Raw genomic sequence first — 14,225 nt, 5'->3', positions numbered from 1 at the left:
AGCCTTACTGATACGGTTTCAACAGACGGTCCGCCTGTTTTTGTGCAGAACTGAGCGCATCGGCTGGCGTTTTCGCCTGCGTCACCGCCGCTTCAATCGCATGGTTCATCAGCTCCTGAATCTGCACGCTGTTGTATGTCGAGAGTTCCGGCTGTGAATATTTCAGCTGCTCACGCGCCACCAGTGCCTGCGGAACCTGTTTCACGTAATCCTGCATCACCGGCGTTTCCCACGCGGCAGGCGACGTCGCAACATAACCGGTCGCGATGCTCCAGCGCGCCGCCTGTTCCGGGGCGGAAACCCAGCGGATAAACTCCATCGCCGCTTTCTGCTGCTCAGGCGTCGCGTTTTTGAACACATACAGATTGCCGCCGCCGGTCGGGCTGCCGCGCTGGGTTTTCTCCGGCAACATCGCTACGCCGAACGGGAATTTGGCGTTGTCACGCACCGTCGTCAGGTTACCGGTGGTGGTCACCATCATGGCCGTTTTGCCGTCGATGAAATCCTGCGGCGTGGTGCCCCAGGCAATCGCGCCTTTCGGGGAAACCGCGTCTTTCTGCGCCAGATCCGTCAGCCATTGCAGCGCTTCCACGTTGGCTGGCGTGTCAAACGTGACGGCGGTGCCTTTGCCGTTATCCAGATGGCTGCCGTTAGTGGCGGCGATGCCCTGAAAATTCCAGTAACCGTTTGGCGTAGAAGGGATTTCGATGCCCCACTGTTTGACGTCGTTGCCGTCACGCACCACCAGTTTTTTACCGAAATCCACCACCTGCTGCCAGTTGGCCGGAGGTGTGTCGCCGTTCAGACCCGCTTTCTCAAACGCCTGTTTATTCCAGTACAACACCACCGTCGAACGCTGGAACGGAATGCTCCAGACTTTGTCCTGAATGTGACGGATAAAGGCCGGATAGAAGCCGTCGATCCACTTTTTCCCTTCCGCGTCATTAGCGAGATCGCTCACCGGCACGATCGCGCCCGCATCAATCAGTGAATAGGCCTCAATGTCACCGATCACCGCCATTTGCGGCGCGTTGCCTCCGCGAAACGCCGTCAGCGCTTTCGTTACCGTCGTTGCATAATCCCCGGTATACACCGGTTGAATACTGATATCCGGGTGCGTTTTCTGAAAATCTTCCACCAGCGTGTCGACCGTATGGCTGATTTTTCCGCCCACGGCAATCGGGTAGTACATCTGCAATTTCACCGGCTCCGCCGCAAAAGCAGAGGTTCCGGTGATCAGCAAAACAGCGGTAGCAAGGCGTGAAAAACGATGAATAAGTGACATGATTTTCCCTTCGGCAAGTGTTGTTGTAAGTGTAGAAAAATGAATTCACGACGATAAATGGCCGTCAGACGGCGACTCTCTGGCCGGAGGGCAAACAAAATTCCTCCGCGTCATAACAGCGCTTTCCGCCCGTCGTGAAAAAAAAATATTGTGCGCTGGACAGCCATTGCAGCCCGACCGGCTGGCCCTCGGCAAAACGTTTCATACCGGCCACTTTTACGGTCAGCGGCTCTGCGGCACCGGCGATGGAACATACCACCAGCGTATCGGCACCCATATATTCGTGGCTGATCACCTGCGCCGTCAGCCCGGCCTGCGTGGCGTCGGTCAGCTGAATATCTTCGGCGCGCAGCCCCAGGCTGAGCGAGGCGTCACCCGGCATTTCCACCACCGAAACCGGCATAGTGGCGAGATAATGATGTTCACCGCGACGCGTCAGCGGCAGGATATTCATCGGCGGCGCACCGATAAATTGTGCCGCAAAAATGCTTTCCGGGTTGTTGTAGAGATTGTCCGGCGTATCGTGCTGTTCGATGCGCCCGTCGTTTAGCAGAATGATTTTGTCAGCCATGCTCATCGCTTCGGTCTGATCGTGGGTGACGTACACCATCGTCAGACCGAGTTTTTTCTGAATCGCCCGGATTTCGCGGCGCATACTCTGGCGCAGTTTGGCGTCGAGATTGGACAGTGGCTCATCCATCAGGCACAGCCGGTTATTGGCGATCACCGCCCGCCCGAGCGCTACGCGCTGTTGCTGTCCGCCGGAAAGCTGCGCAGGTAATCTGTCCAGCAGCGGCTCCAGCTCCATCAGCCGGCTGACATCCGCCAGCCGCGAAGCAAATTGCCGCTTATCTTCGCCACGCGCCCGCAGCCCGAACAGCAGATTTTCCCGCACGCTCATGTGTGGAAATAAGGCATAAGACTGAAACACCATCGACAACTTACGTTGTGACGGCGTCAGCGCGGTGACGTCGGATTGCTGGAAATAAATCGCTCCGCTGTCGGCCGATTCCAGCCCGGCAATCGTGCGCAGCATGGTGGATTTTCCGCAGCCGGAAGGGCCCAGCAGCGCAATAAATTCGCCCTCTTCCACATCAAAACTGATGTCATTGAGCGCAACTTTGTTGCCCCAGGTTTTGTGTATGTGATGGAGTGATAAATAACTCATGTCCGTTGCCCGTCTCTGACCGGTGATGGGCATAACCTAGCGGGGTTAAGTGACGCTTTTATGAAATGTGGTTTTTTTCAATTGCATTGATGGCGGGATCGAGAAAGTTTCGGTTTCTCAATTGCATTGATGGCTTGAAGGAGAAAATTTCGGTTTCTCAATTGCGGTGATCACTTAACTCACTGCGCCGAAACCGACAAAAGAGAGGCCAGACGGCCCCTCTTTTGAATCTCCGCGTCTTTTTAACTGCGCGCTATCGCTTGTAAAGTATGTTTCAGCAACTCCGGCTATTGCCGCAAACGTCGCCGCTGCGCGGTACTTTCGCTTCGGGCTCGAACCTGCTCGAAAACAGACTCTCGCCGTTTCTCACCACTCACTCAACGTCGTTTTGAAAGCGGCCAGAGGCTATGTAATTCGGAAGATTTATGCAGGCTGATTTTGAATTGAAAAGCCTCCAGCCGCTTTCAGAAAGCTTGCTGAATGAGTGTTTCGAGACCGAAAGGCTCGAAGACCGAAATGAAGGTACCGCGCAGCGGCAAGTTTTCGCGGCAATAACGGTGGCGGCTGAAACATGGCCAGCCAGCGATAGCGCGCAGTGAAAGAGCCCGGGGGTCTTGGGGGCGGCGGCGATATGCCGCCCCCAAGTCGGTGTGGGCCGACGCCCACGACCTTGAACTTGAACTTAAACTTAAACCTGACGTAACCCCCGTACGGGCACCAACCCACAGGTTTACCGGGCTAAAGCACCGGGCTTAACCGTCCGCACGCTGCCGCTATACGCCGCCCGGCCTCAATCACCGTGGCGTTGTCTGTGGCAATCGACAGCCGGAAGTATGGCGACAAGCCGTACGCACTGCCCCCCACACCGGAAACGCCGTTTTCCAGCAGATAGTCCATCACATCGGCTTCGTTTTCGATTTTCGCGCCGCCAGGGCGGTAACGCCCGATCAGCCCCGCACAGCGGCAGAAGACGAAGAAACCGCCCTGCGGCTGTATCAGTTCCAGCCCGTCAACGCCGGAAAGGATGCCCGTGATGTCATCGCGCCGCTGCTGATAGGCCGCCACCTGTGGCGCGAGGAAATCCAGCCCGCCGGTGTACGCCGCCAGCGCCGCGGCCTGGCTGACAGAACTCGCGCCCGAACTGATTTGCGACTGCACCACGGTCATCGCGGTGATCAGATCTTTTGGCCCGGCACCGAAACCGATACGCCAGCCGGTCATGGCGTAGGTTTTAGACACACCACCGACCAGCAAACTGCGTGCCTGAAAATCGCCTGCCACGTTCAGCAAATTACGGTGTTCGCGGCCATCAAACAGAATGTGTTCGTATAAATCATCGAGCATAACCCGCACCTGCGGATGTGCACGCAGCACAACGGCCAGCGCCTGTAATTCTTGCGCTGAATACACCGCACCGCTCGGATTCCCCGGATGATTGAGCACCAGCCAGCGCGTACGCGGCGTAATGCTGGCCGCCAGTTGCTCCGGCGAAAGTTTATAACCCTGCTCCAGATGGCATTCCACAAACACCGGCGTGCCGCCGTTAAAACGCACGCTGTCCGGGAACGTCGGCCAGTACGGCACCGGCACAATCACTTCATCGCCGTCGTTTAACGTCGCCGCAAACGCGTTGAAAATGACCTGCTTCGCGCCGTTGGCAATCATCAGATTATCAATGCCAAATTCCAGGCGGTTTTCCTGCTGCAATTTTCGCTGCACCGCCTCTCGCAGTGCACGTATCCCGGGCGTTGGCGTGTATTTGGTCTCCCCGCGTGCAATCGCCTCATACGCCGCCTGCTTAATGTGCTCCGGCGTATCGAAATCCGGTTCACCGGTGGTGAGATCCAGAATATCGACACCGGCCTTTTTCAGATCATTAGTGCGCTGCTTTGCCGCCGCGTTGGCCGAAAGCGAAACGCGTTGCACGCGCTGTGACAACGAAATCGTCATACCGTTATCCTTATATCAGAGCGCGGGTAAACCCAGGTTTTCGCGCAATGTGCTGAATTCATACTCTTCGCGGAACAACCCGCGACGGCGTAATTCCGGGATCACCCGCTCGACAAACAGCGAAAGCTGCTCCGGCATGATGGCTGGCATAATATTGAAACCGTCCGCGCCGCCCTGCTCCAGCCAGTGCTGGAAATCATCGGCGATATCTTCGGCGGTTCCCACCAGCACGCGGTGTCCGCGTGAACCGGCAGCAATCGCGGCCAGTTCACGCAGGGTCAGATTTTCGCGGTAGGCCAGATCGGTCAGCAGTTTCACACGGCTCTGATTGCCTTCTCCGGCAGGCACATCCGGCACCGGGCCGTCGAGCGGGAACTGGCTGAGATCCATATTAAAGCGGGTCGAAAGCTGACGAATGCCGTTATCGATATCCACCAGCGAGTTGAGTTCACGCCAGGTTTCACGCGCTTCTTCCCGCGTGCGCCCCACGATCGGCATCACACCGGGCAGGATCAGCACATGATCCGGATTGCGCCCTGCGTCTTTCACCTGCTGTTTCTGCGAACGGTAAAACGTCTGCGCTTCTTCCAGCGTCGCGGCGGCGGTAAACACCACTTCGGCGGTGGCGGCCGCCAGCTTCTGGCCGTCAGCGGAAGAACCGGCCTCGATAATCACCGGACGTCCCTGCGGTGAACGGGTGATATTCAGCGGCCCCTGCACCTGGAAATATTTCCCGCGATGATTAACCGGCTGAATTTTTTCATTCACGAAATACTGGCCGCTGTCTTTGTCCGGCGCGACGGCGCCTTCCTGCCAGCCTTCCCACAGCTTAAACGCCACGTCGAGAAACTCGTGCGCGACGGCGTAACGCTCGGCGTGCATCGGCATATCTTCACGACTGAAATTGCGCGCCACGTCGGTGGAAAACGATGTCACCACGTTCCACGCCGCACGGCCATGACTGATGTGATCCAGCGACGAAAAGCTGCGCGCCAGATTAAACGGATCGGTAAACGTGGTAGAGGCCGTTGCCGCCAGCCCGATATGACGGGTCTGCACTGCCAGCGCCGCCAGCAACGTCAGCGGCTCGAGGCGCGCCATAGTAGAAGGCAGGCGGTAAACGCTGGTCGCCAGCGCGTCACCGATGAAAAACATATCGAACTTGCCTTCTTCGGCTTTTTTGGCGATCCACGTCAGCCATTCAACGTCCGTGGGCGAACCGAGCTGTCCGGTTAAACGCCAGCCGCTGACGTGATGCCCGAGCGGTTGAACAAACAGGCCGAGGCGCAGCTTTCTGGTGTTTTCTGAAGAAGAAGTCATGAAATGTTCCTAAGAATAATGTTGATTTTCTGTCGCCCGCAGGGCTTTTTCGATGTGTTCAGCGGCCATGGAAAACGGCAGGCGCGCCGCGTTTTCGGCGGAGAACTTCACTTCACGGGCAATAGATGAAAGGATTTCATCGCGGTTACCGTTGAATTCCGGCAGCGCCAGCGGCGCATCGTACTGCCGCAGCAGCGCCAGCAGTTCCGGCTCCGGTTCGCCGTTGTCACTTTCCATCAGCGACTGCACCAGCAGGCCGAGACCGACCTTCTCGCCGTGCAGCCAGTCGTGCAGTTCAGGCTGATGGGTAAAACGGTTGTGAATGGCGTGCGCCACGCCCGGTGCAGGCGTTTCATCGCGCATGCTGTTTGCCATGCCCGCCGCCGCGATATTGGCGTCGATCACTTTAATCAGCGCCGGTGTCACTTCATGGCGGGCGTTATCAAGCACCGCCTGCGCCCCGTATTTCTCAAAGGTTTCCACCGCCAGTTTTGCCGCCTGAATTTTGAGATTCAGCGCCAGGCTGTCGTCGCTTTTCTGTTTATACGGCCGGAATTCGTACCACTTCGCCAGTGCGTCCACGATGCCCGCTTTCAGATAACGGACGTCGTTTTGCGCGATGACTTCGCTGTCGACCAGCACCATCAGCGGCATACGCGATAACGGCTGGCTGCGGACGTGCCCGCCGTGCGCGTTGTAAATAATGCTGACCGGCGACCAGGCGGCGCAGGTGGCGGCCACCGTCGGCAGCGTCACCAGCACAATGTCATCAATCAGATTCGCGATGGCTTTCGCGCAGTCCAGCACGCGTCCGCCGCCGATACCCAGCACCAGCGTGGCGTTTTGTGCCCGCACGGCGTTGAGATGCGTTTCAATCGCGGCATCGGTGCATCCGGTGGTCAGGAAATTCACCTGCCAGCGGATCCCCGCCTCACGCAGGCTGTTTTCCAGCTGCGGATTCACCGACTGCCAGGCTTTCGGGCTGGTGATAATGGCGATTTCATTCGAGTGAACGGCAAGAAGTTCGCCGGTGCGGGCACGCAGCCCCGGCTGATGGTGATAGGTTTGCGGTGATTTTATAGCGAACACGATGATGCCCTATTCTCTGGTCAGTAATTGAATAAACTGCCTGCCCGTAATAAACAGGAATTCGGATATTGGATATATTAAGTCGTTATATAAACATCGTACGAGAATTGAAATAATAAACAAAGTTCTGATTGCGGATCCTTATTCACTAATTCGCAATAGAATAGATGAATTTTAGCTATAGCATCAAAAACCCTTGCATCCTGTGCTGGATCAAAGAAATGATAGCGCTGTAAAGGGTTAATTTAATAAACAAAAACAGAAATATCGGCAACAGTATTATCCCGGTATTTATTATTGTTTTTGCCAAACTCATTAATTAACCCTCAGAAAAACAGAGATTATTATGGCCTCACATCCGATTGATTTTCTTTTACTTGGCAATAATTTTGGCACACCGGAAATGCGGGAAATCTGGTCAGAGAAAAATCGTCTGACGCAGCAAATAAATGTCGAAGTGGCGCTGGCATTAGCCGAAGGCGAACTCGGGGTGATCCCGCAACAGGCAGCACTGTCGATAGCGGAACTGGCCGACCCCAGCCAGCTGAATATTGACGACATCGCCGCGTCCGGTGCGCAGATGAAACATTCGCTGATGCCGGTGCTGACGGCGCTGCAAAAACAGTGCGGCGATGCCGGGGAATACATTCATTACGGCGCGACCACGCAGGATATCGTCGATACCGCCACGGTTTTACAGCTCGCCCGGACAATGAAAGTGATCGTGCGTGACGCCACCGCGCTGGCGGACGTGCTGAAAAATCTGGCGCGTGAGCATCAGTACACCCTGATGGCGGGCCGAACCCACGGAATGCAGGCGCTGCCGACCACGTTCGGCTTTAAAGTCGCCGTCTGGCTGGATGAATTTATCCGCCATCTCGACCGCCTTCAGGCCATCACGCCGCGTCTGCTGACCGGCAATCTCAGCGGCGCGATCAGCACATATGCCGCGCTCGGCGAAGCAGGCCCGGAAGTCGAACGCCGCACGCTGGCACGCCTGAACCTGAATACGCCGAATATCGGCTGGCAGGCAGCGCGCGACCGTTTTTCCGAATACGCCAGCACGGCGGTGCTCATCAGCGGCACGCTGGGCAAAATCGGCAACGAACTTTATAACCTGATGCGCACCGAAATTAATGAAGTCGAAGAACCGTTCAGCGCGGGGAAAATCGGCTCGACCACCATGCCGCATAAACGTAACCCGGCCGCCATCGAAGGCTTAGCCAGCCTGACCGCCCCGCTTTTACACAGCGCGTCGCTGATTTATCAGTCGATGCACGTCGAGCACGAACGCGATGCCATGAGCTGGCGCGCGGAGTGGATCGCCCTGCCGGAAATCTCGATTTACCTTTCTGCCCAGCTGCAAAATGCCCGCGCTATTTTATCCGGCCTGACGGTCAATAAAGCCCGCATGCTGGCGAATTTGCAGATGCAGGACGGCCTGCTGCTGTCGGAAAAGGTCATGTTTGAAGCCGGTAAAAAACTCGGCAAACAGACGGCGCATCATCTGGTTTACGAGTGCGCTATGCAGGCGTTCGAGAACCGTCTATCTTTTAAAACCGTGCTTTTAGCACACCCGGTTCTGGCCGCCAGCATCTCAGAAGAAGATCTGGACCACTGGCTGGATCCGGCAAATTACATCGGCTGTGCGCCGCAAAAAGTGGATGACGTGATCCGCTTCGCCGAACAGTCCGGTCATTTATCATCTCCGGAGAAACCTGCGATATGACCCCACATTTCCGGCGGCTCAGTTCAGACGACAGGCACGAATATCTGTCGCTGATGCTGGCCGCATACGCCCCGATTAAAGCCCTCGGCATTCAGTTTGATGCGGCCACCGCCGATCTGGCGCGGGTGACAAAACATCTCGATGAACATGCGGTATTTGGCCTGTTTGACGGCCAGCGCATGGCAGCCTCGGTCACTTTGCGTTTCCCGTGGGGCACCCTGCCGGGCCCGATGGGTCTGCCGCATATTGGCTGGTTCGGCACGCACCCGGAATACACAGGCCAGAATCTCGGTAAACGGCTGCTGGAATGGCTGGAAGACCACATTCTTATCGGCGAACTCAAAGCCCCGGCGTATTCGCTTGGCACCGCTACCAGCCATCCGTGGCTGCGCGAAATGTATATCAAACTGGGTTTTCAGCCGGTCTTCGAAAGAGACCTCGGCAAAGGCCATATCACGCTGTATCTGAAAAAGATCCTCGACGAAGAACGCCATGCCGGATGGCTGGCGCGTCAGCCCGCTTAAGGAGTTTTACATGTTGAATACCGGTCAGGAACATCAGGCGCTGGCGAAATTCATTGAGGATTTTCGCCATAACATGCACCGCCATCCTGAGCTTTCCAATCAGGAATTCGAGACCACGGCGCGCATCAAAGCCGTGCTGGAAAGTCATCAGATCCGCGTTCTGAATCTGCCGCTGAAAACCGGTCTGGTGGCCGAAATTGGCGGCCAGAAAGCCGGTAAGCGGGTGGTGTTACGTTCGGATATTGATGCCCTGCCGATCGAAGAAAAATCGGGCGTGGAATACACCTCGGAAAACCCCGGCGTCATGCACGCCTGCGGCCATGATTTCCACACTTCGGCGGCGCTCGGCGCGGCGATTTTACTCAAAGAACGCGAGGAAACGCTTGCTGGCACCGTGCGCATTTTATTCCAGGCAGCAGAAGAAACCGGCCACGGCGCACCGGCGCTGATTGAAACCGGCGCGCTCGACGACGCCGCCGTCATCTTTGGCATTCACAACGACCCGACGTTGCCGGTCGGCATTATCGGCAGCAAAGACGGCGCACTCACCGCAGGCGTTGACCGTTTTGCCATCACCATTTCAGGCACCGGCAGTCACGCCGCCCGCCCGCATGAAGGCAATGACCCGATTATTATTGCCGGGCAAATTATCGGCGCATTGCAGACGCTGATTGCGCGCAACGTGCCGTCAGATCACAACGCGGTGGTGTCCGTCACGCAGGTTCACAGCGGAAGTACGTGGAACGTGATCCCCGATTCTGCCTGGCTCGAAGGCACGGTGCGTTCGTTTAATCAGGACACCCGCGAGCTTATTGAACGCCGTTTACGTCAGGTGCTCAAAGGCATCGCCAGTGCCTTTGATACGCAAATTGAACTCGACTGGCAGCCCGGCCCGCCGTCGGTGGTGAATACCGCTGAATGGGTGGATTTTGCACTGGCGCAGGCCGCCGGTTCGGGCTTTGAAGCGCGTCGCGTGGAAGCCAGCCCGATTGGCGAAGATTTCGCCTTCTATCAGCAAAAACTGCCCGGCGCATTCCTGATGATCGGCTCCGGCGGCCCGTTCGCACTGCACCACCCGGAATTTCGCGTCGATGACCGCGCGCTCTTCCCGACCGCACATTATCTCGCGCAGCTGGCCGTTAACGCCCTTGAACATCTCAACCCGCAGGCCTGAAACAGGAAAAAAACATGACACTGACTTCATCGCTGGCAAAGCTTATTGTCAGTGCGCGTCCCTCCGCCGAAGCGCGTGAAAATGCCCGCGAAGGATTGCTCGATTTTCTGGCCGTCACCCTGCCCGTTGTGCGCGGCGAAGCCGGCGATTCCGGGCTGAAAAGTTTGCAACAGGTTTACCGTGCAGACGATGCACAGACGCGCGCCGTGTTACTGGGTTACGCCGGACATGCGCTGGATTTCGATGATTTTCACCCGGACTTTCGCGGTCATCCCGGCGTGGTGATTTTGCCTGCTTTGCTGGCGCTGGCGGCCGATCGCCCAGACATCAGCGGCGAGCAGTTTCTCAATGCCTGGGTGACGGGCGTGGAAACCGCCGGTCGCCTCGGGCTGGCCGCCGGTTCGCAGCATTACAAACTGGGTTTCCACAATACCGCCACGCTCGGCACGATTGCCGCGGCGGCGGCCTGTGCGCGGCTGGCCGGCGCCAGCGAACCGGAAACGGCCCTTATTCTGGGGACGGCGGCTACGCAGGCGGGCGGTTTACGCGCGCAGTTTGGCAGCGCGGTTAAACCGCTGCACGCCGGGCTGGCGGCGCAAATTGCGGTCACGGCCACCCTGCTGACGCTGGCCGGTTTTCACGGTCAGTCAGAAAACGTGCTCGACAGCTTTTTCACTGCTTATTGCGCCGGTCAGCAGCAGCCGGAAAAACTCACCGAAAGCTGGGGCGCGCCGTGGCGTATCGTCTCACCGGGGCTGGAATTCAAACCGTATCCGACCTGTGGCGGCACGCACAGCGCCGCCGATGCCGCACGGGCAATCCGCCAGGACTGGCTGCAACAGGGGGATCCGCTCAGCGACCTGATAAATGCGGTGGAGCGGATTGAAGTGTCTTTCCCGCCGGGCGGTGATATTGCAGCGTCAGTGCGCGAGCCGTCGAACGGTATCGAGGCACGTTTCAGCCTGGAATACGTGATTGCCGCCAGCCTGCTGCGCGAGGCCTTGCTGATACAGGATTTCTCAGAAAACCCGCCGGATGCCGAAATTGCCGCGCTGGCCGCCCGTGTCACGCGTCATCCGGATCTTAGCGCCCCGCCGGATGAGCTCAACCCGGCTGCTCGTTTTCATCAGGTTACGGTATTTTTACGCAACGGAGAAACGCGGCAAAAACGCTTTACGCGTCAGCAAAGTCTGGCGATTGCGTTCGATTTACCGGGGAAATTGCGCGCCTGTTTACCGGATATGACGGAAGCACAGCGGGCCAATATTGTGGCACTGAGCAGGCTGGAAAGCCGCGACAGTTTGCCGCAGCTGTGTGATTTACTTTTCAGAGCAGACTCTACAATACGGTAGACAGGAAATTGCGGACACGGACGTTCTCCGCTTCATCCAGCACGGCTTTCACCGGCCCCGACGCCACGATTTTTCCGCCTTCCATAAAGATCACGTTATCGGCGACTTCACGCGCAAAGCCAATTTCGTGCGTCACGATCACCATGGTGATCCCCGAATGCGCCAGCTTTTTGATGACCTGCAACACTTCGCCCACCAGTTCGGGATCGAGCGCCGATGTCGGTTCATCAAACAGCATCACTTCCGGATCCATCGCCAGCGCACGGGCAATCGCCACGCGCTGCTGCTGCCCACCGGAAAGCTGCTGCGGCCAGTCATCTTCGCGGCTGGCTAACCCCACCTGCTGCAACAGTGCACGGGCTTTGGTCAGCACCTGCTGGCGGTTTTGTTTCTTCACGCGTAACGGCGCATCGGTAATGTTTTGCAGCACCGTGCGGTGCGGGAACAGATTAAATTGCTGAAACACCATACCGGTACGGCTGCGCTGAGCGGCGATTTTCCCGCTGCTCAGTTCATAAAGCGCATTGCCTTTTTGCCGGTAGCCGACCAGTTCGCCACCGATACGGATGGTGCCGCCGTCGAGTTTTTCCAGATGATTAATGCAGCGCAGCAACGTGGATTTCCCGGAACCGGATGGCCCTAAAATCACCGTCACCGAACCCGCCGGAATATCCAGGCTGATTTCGTCGAGAATGGTGTTTCCTGAAAAACGTTTGGTGACTTTTCGAAACTCAATCGCCTCACCCATGGCTGGTTTCTCCTGCATTCAGGCCGGTATTCACCGCCCGCGGCGTCTCGTCACGCGGTTTAGATTTACGCTTCACCTTGCGCAAACTGCTGCGGCTGAAATGACGCTCGACGTAATACTGAATCACCGAAAGCAGCGACGTCAGCACCAGATACCACAGCGTCGCGACCAGCAATAACGGGATCACTTCATACGTGCGCTGATAAATAATCTGCGCGGAAAACAGCACGTCTTGCAGTGAAATCACCGACACCACCGCGGTGGTTTTCAGCTGACCGATCACTTCATTACCGGCTGGCGGCAGAATCGCCCGCATCGCCTGCGGCAACACGGTATGGCGGAATATGGAAGCAGGCCGGTAACCGAGGGCACGCGCGGCTTCAATCTGGCCGGTGCCCACGCTCTGGATCCCCGCACGGATAATCTCAGCGGCATAGGCCGACTGGTGCATCACCAGCGCAATCACGGCGGCGCTGAACGGGCTGATTAATGAGTTGGCCGACGCACTCCAGATTTCCCCTACCCAGGGCAGTGAAAACGAAATGGTGGGATACAGGGCGGCAATGTTGTACCAGAGAAACAGCTGAACCAGCATCGGCACACCGCGGAAAAACCAGGTATATCCCCAGCTCACGGCGACCAGCACCGGATTGGACGATAACCGCATCAGCGCCAGCACGGTGCCACCGGCAAAGCCGAAAATCACCGAAATGGCAGTCAGCTGCAACGTCATCAAAACACCCTGCAAAATCGACGGACCGGTGAAGTTTTCTGCAATCACTGACCATTCAAAACGCGGGTTGTTGAGCATTGAATGGGCGGCAGCGCCCAGCACCAGAACGACGATCAGGGCGCTTATCCAGCGCCCGATGTATTTCTTACCGACGATCCGCAGCTCTTCCGGCTGCTGACCGTGTGTTTCAGTGCTCATCCGAAAATCTCTTCATTACGCTTGGATTCTTTCACTGCGCCAAAGCCAATCGACCATTTATCGAGGATCTTCTGATAAGTCCCGTCTTTAATCAGCGAGTTAAGCGATGCCTGAACGGCCTCTTCCAGCGCAGATTGTTTCGGGAACGCAACCGAAACCGGTGCGTCATCCACATGAATCGTGCCGGAGAGCGCCAGCGGTTTCACCTGGCTGACCTGATACGTCAGGCCTTCATACGGGCCAAAGAACATCGGCACGCGACCACTGACCACGGCCTGCACGCCCGACGGACGGTCCGGGAAAACGGCAATTTTGATTGGCTGTTTGCCTGCATCCGTACAGGTTTTGCTGGCCGCTTCGAGACGTCCGATTTGCGTCGTGCCCGCACCGGCACCGATTTCCTGCCCGCAAACGGCATCAAAAGACGTAAACGGCGCGATATTGGCGTCTTTGCGGGAGATCACGCCCAGACGCGACGCATCGTAATAGCTGACAAAATCGACCTGCTCGAGGCGTTTTTGGGTGGCGTTGATATTGGAAAGCGCCACGTCATAGCGGCCTGATTTCAGCCCGGGAATAATGTTGTCGAAACCGCCGGTATCCTGCCAGCGCACTTCCACCCCCAGACGTGCCGCAACGGCATTCATCACGTCAATTTCACGGCCCGCGAGGGTTTTATTGTCTTCCTGGAAAAACGTGGTTGGCGGCGTATTCGGGTTGGTGCCCGCGACAATATATCCGCGTTTGGCAATATCGGCTGGCAGTTTACTTTTCAGCGATTCATCGGCGGATACATGGAAAGTGGTAGCAGACGGAACAATTTGCCCGGCTGCCCATGCAGTCGATAAATTCCCGGCAATCAGCAGCGGGAGCAATAACTTGGATAATGTCATGACGGGACCTTTTTCCTGGTGTAATACCTGTGAAAAACCACAAATATAATGTGGTAAAAGCG

Annotated in this window: 13 protein-coding genes; 5 read left to right on the top strand and 8 right to left on the bottom strand. The window is 57.0% G+C overall.

Annotated features, from left to right (window positions below):
- Positions 1-4 precede the first annotated feature (4 nt).
- A complete protein-coding gene (locus GW579_RS02660) occupies positions 5-1,285 on the bottom strand; it encodes an ABC transporter substrate-binding protein (protein WP_165057363.1) in 1,281 nt (426 codons plus the stop codon).
- A gap of 64 nt (positions 1,286-1,349) precedes the next feature.
- Complete coding sequence (locus GW579_RS02655; protein ID WP_165057361.1) at positions 1,350-2,453, bottom strand: ABC transporter ATP-binding protein; 1,104 nt, start codon at positions 2,451-2,453, stop codon at positions 1,350-1,352.
- A 425-nt stretch (positions 2,454-2,878) separates the two neighbouring features.
- Here GW579_RS02655 and GW579_RS02650 point away from each other — a divergent pair, with 425 nt between their 5' ends.
- On the top strand, positions 2,879-3,052 hold the full coding sequence (locus GW579_RS02650) for a hypothetical protein (RefSeq protein ID WP_165057359.1): 174 nt from the start codon (positions 2,879-2,881) through the stop codon (positions 3,050-3,052).
- 139 nt (positions 3,053-3,191) lie between these two features.
- Here GW579_RS02650 and GW579_RS02645 read toward each other — a convergent pair whose 3' ends face one another.
- Genes GW579_RS02645 through GW579_RS02635 form a run of 3 tightly spaced genes read right to left on the bottom strand, consistent with a single transcriptional unit; the run spans position 3,192 to position 6,812 of the window.
- Positions 3,192-4,403: an aminotransferase class I/II-fold pyridoxal phosphate-dependent enzyme gene (locus GW579_RS02645; RefSeq protein WP_152326101.1), complete on the bottom strand. Its 1,212-nt coding sequence runs from the start codon at positions 4,401-4,403 to the stop codon at positions 3,192-3,194.
- A 15-nt stretch (positions 4,404-4,418) separates the two neighbouring features.
- The gene (locus GW579_RS02640) at positions 4,419-5,723 is read right to left on the bottom strand and encodes an LLM class flavin-dependent oxidoreductase (protein WP_165057357.1); all 1,305 of its coding nucleotides are present in this window, start codon (positions 5,721-5,723) and stop codon (positions 4,419-4,421) included.
- Between the two features lie 9 nt (positions 5,724-5,732).
- On the bottom strand, positions 5,733-6,812 hold the full coding sequence (locus tag GW579_RS02635) for an iron-containing alcohol dehydrogenase (RefSeq protein WP_165057355.1): 1,080 nt from the start codon (positions 6,810-6,812) through the stop codon (positions 5,733-5,735).
- A gap of 346 nt (positions 6,813-7,158) precedes the next feature.
- Between GW579_RS02635 and purB the strand changes: the two genes are divergently transcribed.
- The 4 genes from purB to GW579_RS02615 are packed head-to-tail and all read left to right on the top strand — an operon-like array spanning position 7,159 to position 11,591.
- On the top strand, positions 7,159-8,541 hold the full coding sequence (gene purB / locus GW579_RS02630; protein WP_152326098.1) for an adenylosuccinate lyase: 1,383 nt from the start codon (positions 7,159-7,161) through the stop codon (positions 8,539-8,541).
- Positions 8,538-9,065, top strand: a complete 528-nt coding sequence (locus GW579_RS02625) for a GNAT family N-acetyltransferase (RefSeq protein WP_152326097.1) — start codon at positions 8,538-8,540, stop codon at positions 9,063-9,065. Before purB ends, GW579_RS02625 begins: the two co-directional genes overlap by 4 nt.
- A gap of 10 nt (positions 9,066-9,075) precedes the next feature.
- Entirely contained in the window at positions 9,076-10,239 is a 1,164-nt protein-coding gene (locus GW579_RS02620) for an amidohydrolase (protein ID WP_165057353.1), read from the top strand.
- Between the two features lie 14 nt (positions 10,240-10,253).
- Positions 10,254-11,591, top strand: a complete 1,338-nt coding sequence (locus tag GW579_RS02615; RefSeq protein WP_165057351.1) for an MmgE/PrpD family protein — start codon at positions 10,254-10,256, stop codon at positions 11,589-11,591.
- On the opposite strand, the gene GW579_RS02610 is transcribed toward GW579_RS02615, so the two are convergent.
- Genes GW579_RS02610 through GW579_RS02600 form a run of 3 tightly spaced genes read right to left on the bottom strand, consistent with a single transcriptional unit; the run spans position 11,578 to position 14,163 of the window.
- Positions 11,578-12,339, bottom strand: a complete 762-nt coding sequence (locus GW579_RS02610) for an amino acid ABC transporter ATP-binding protein (protein WP_152326094.1) — start codon at positions 12,337-12,339, stop codon at positions 11,578-11,580. The two genes, GW579_RS02615 and GW579_RS02610, sit on opposite strands and share 14 nt — an antisense overlap.
- Complete coding sequence (locus GW579_RS02605; RefSeq protein WP_228389045.1) at positions 12,332-13,270, bottom strand: amino acid ABC transporter permease; 939 nt, start codon at positions 13,268-13,270, stop codon at positions 12,332-12,334. The genes GW579_RS02610 and GW579_RS02605 overlap by 8 nt, the downstream gene beginning before the upstream one ends.
- A complete protein-coding gene (locus GW579_RS02600) occupies positions 13,267-14,163 on the bottom strand; it encodes an ABC transporter substrate-binding protein (RefSeq protein ID WP_152326093.1) in 897 nt (298 codons plus the stop codon). The genes GW579_RS02605 and GW579_RS02600 overlap by 4 nt, the downstream gene beginning before the upstream one ends.
- Positions 14,164-14,225 lie beyond the last annotated feature (62 nt).

Source organism: Rahnella contaminans, assembly GCF_011065485.1.
Taxonomy (GTDB): Bacteria; Pseudomonadota; Gammaproteobacteria; order Enterobacterales; family Enterobacteriaceae; genus Rahnella; species Rahnella contaminans.
Note: the sequence above shows the minus strand (reverse complement) of the source record. Positions and strands in the feature narration are given on the sequence as shown.

Excerpts from the sequence above, each read along its gene's own strand:
- GW579_RS02660 (WP_165057363.1), bottom strand. The coding sequence starts at position 1,285 with ATGTCACTTATTCATCGTTTTTCACGCCTTGCTACCGCTGTTTTGCTG.
- GW579_RS02620 (WP_165057353.1), top strand. The coding sequence starts at position 9,076 with ATGTTGAATACCGGTCAGGAACATCAGGCGCTGGCGAAATTCATTGAG.
- GW579_RS02650 (WP_165057359.1), top strand. The coding sequence starts at position 2,879 with ATGCAGGCTGATTTTGAATTGAAAAGCCTCCAGCCGCTTTCAGAAAGC.
- GW579_RS02615 (WP_165057351.1), top strand. The coding sequence starts at position 10,254 with ATGACACTGACTTCATCGCTGGCAAAGCTTATTGTCAGTGCGCGTCCC.
- GW579_RS02605 (WP_228389045.1), bottom strand. The coding sequence starts at position 13,270 with ATGAGCACTGAAACACACGGTCAGCAGCCGGAAGAGCTGCGGATCGTC.
- GW579_RS02655 (WP_165057361.1), bottom strand. The coding sequence starts at position 2,453 with ATGAGTTATTTATCACTCCATCACATACACAAAACCTGGGGCAACAAA.
- GW579_RS02640 (WP_165057357.1), bottom strand. The coding sequence starts at position 5,723 with ATGACTTCTTCTTCAGAAAACACCAGAAAGCTGCGCCTCGGCCTGTTT.
- GW579_RS02645 (WP_152326101.1), bottom strand. The coding sequence starts at position 4,403 with ATGACGATTTCGTTGTCACAGCGCGTGCAACGCGTTTCGCTTTCGGCC.
- GW579_RS02600 (WP_152326093.1), bottom strand. The coding sequence starts at position 14,163 with ATGACATTATCCAAGTTATTGCTCCCGCTGCTGATTGCCGGGAATTTA.
- GW579_RS02625 (WP_152326097.1), top strand. The coding sequence starts at position 8,538 with ATGACCCCACATTTCCGGCGGCTCAGTTCAGACGACAGGCACGAATAT.
- GW579_RS02610 (WP_152326094.1), bottom strand. The coding sequence starts at position 12,339 with ATGGGTGAGGCGATTGAGTTTCGAAAAGTCACCAAACGTTTTTCAGGA.
- purB (WP_152326098.1), top strand. The coding sequence starts at position 7,159 with ATGGCCTCACATCCGATTGATTTTCTTTTACTTGGCAATAATTTTGGC.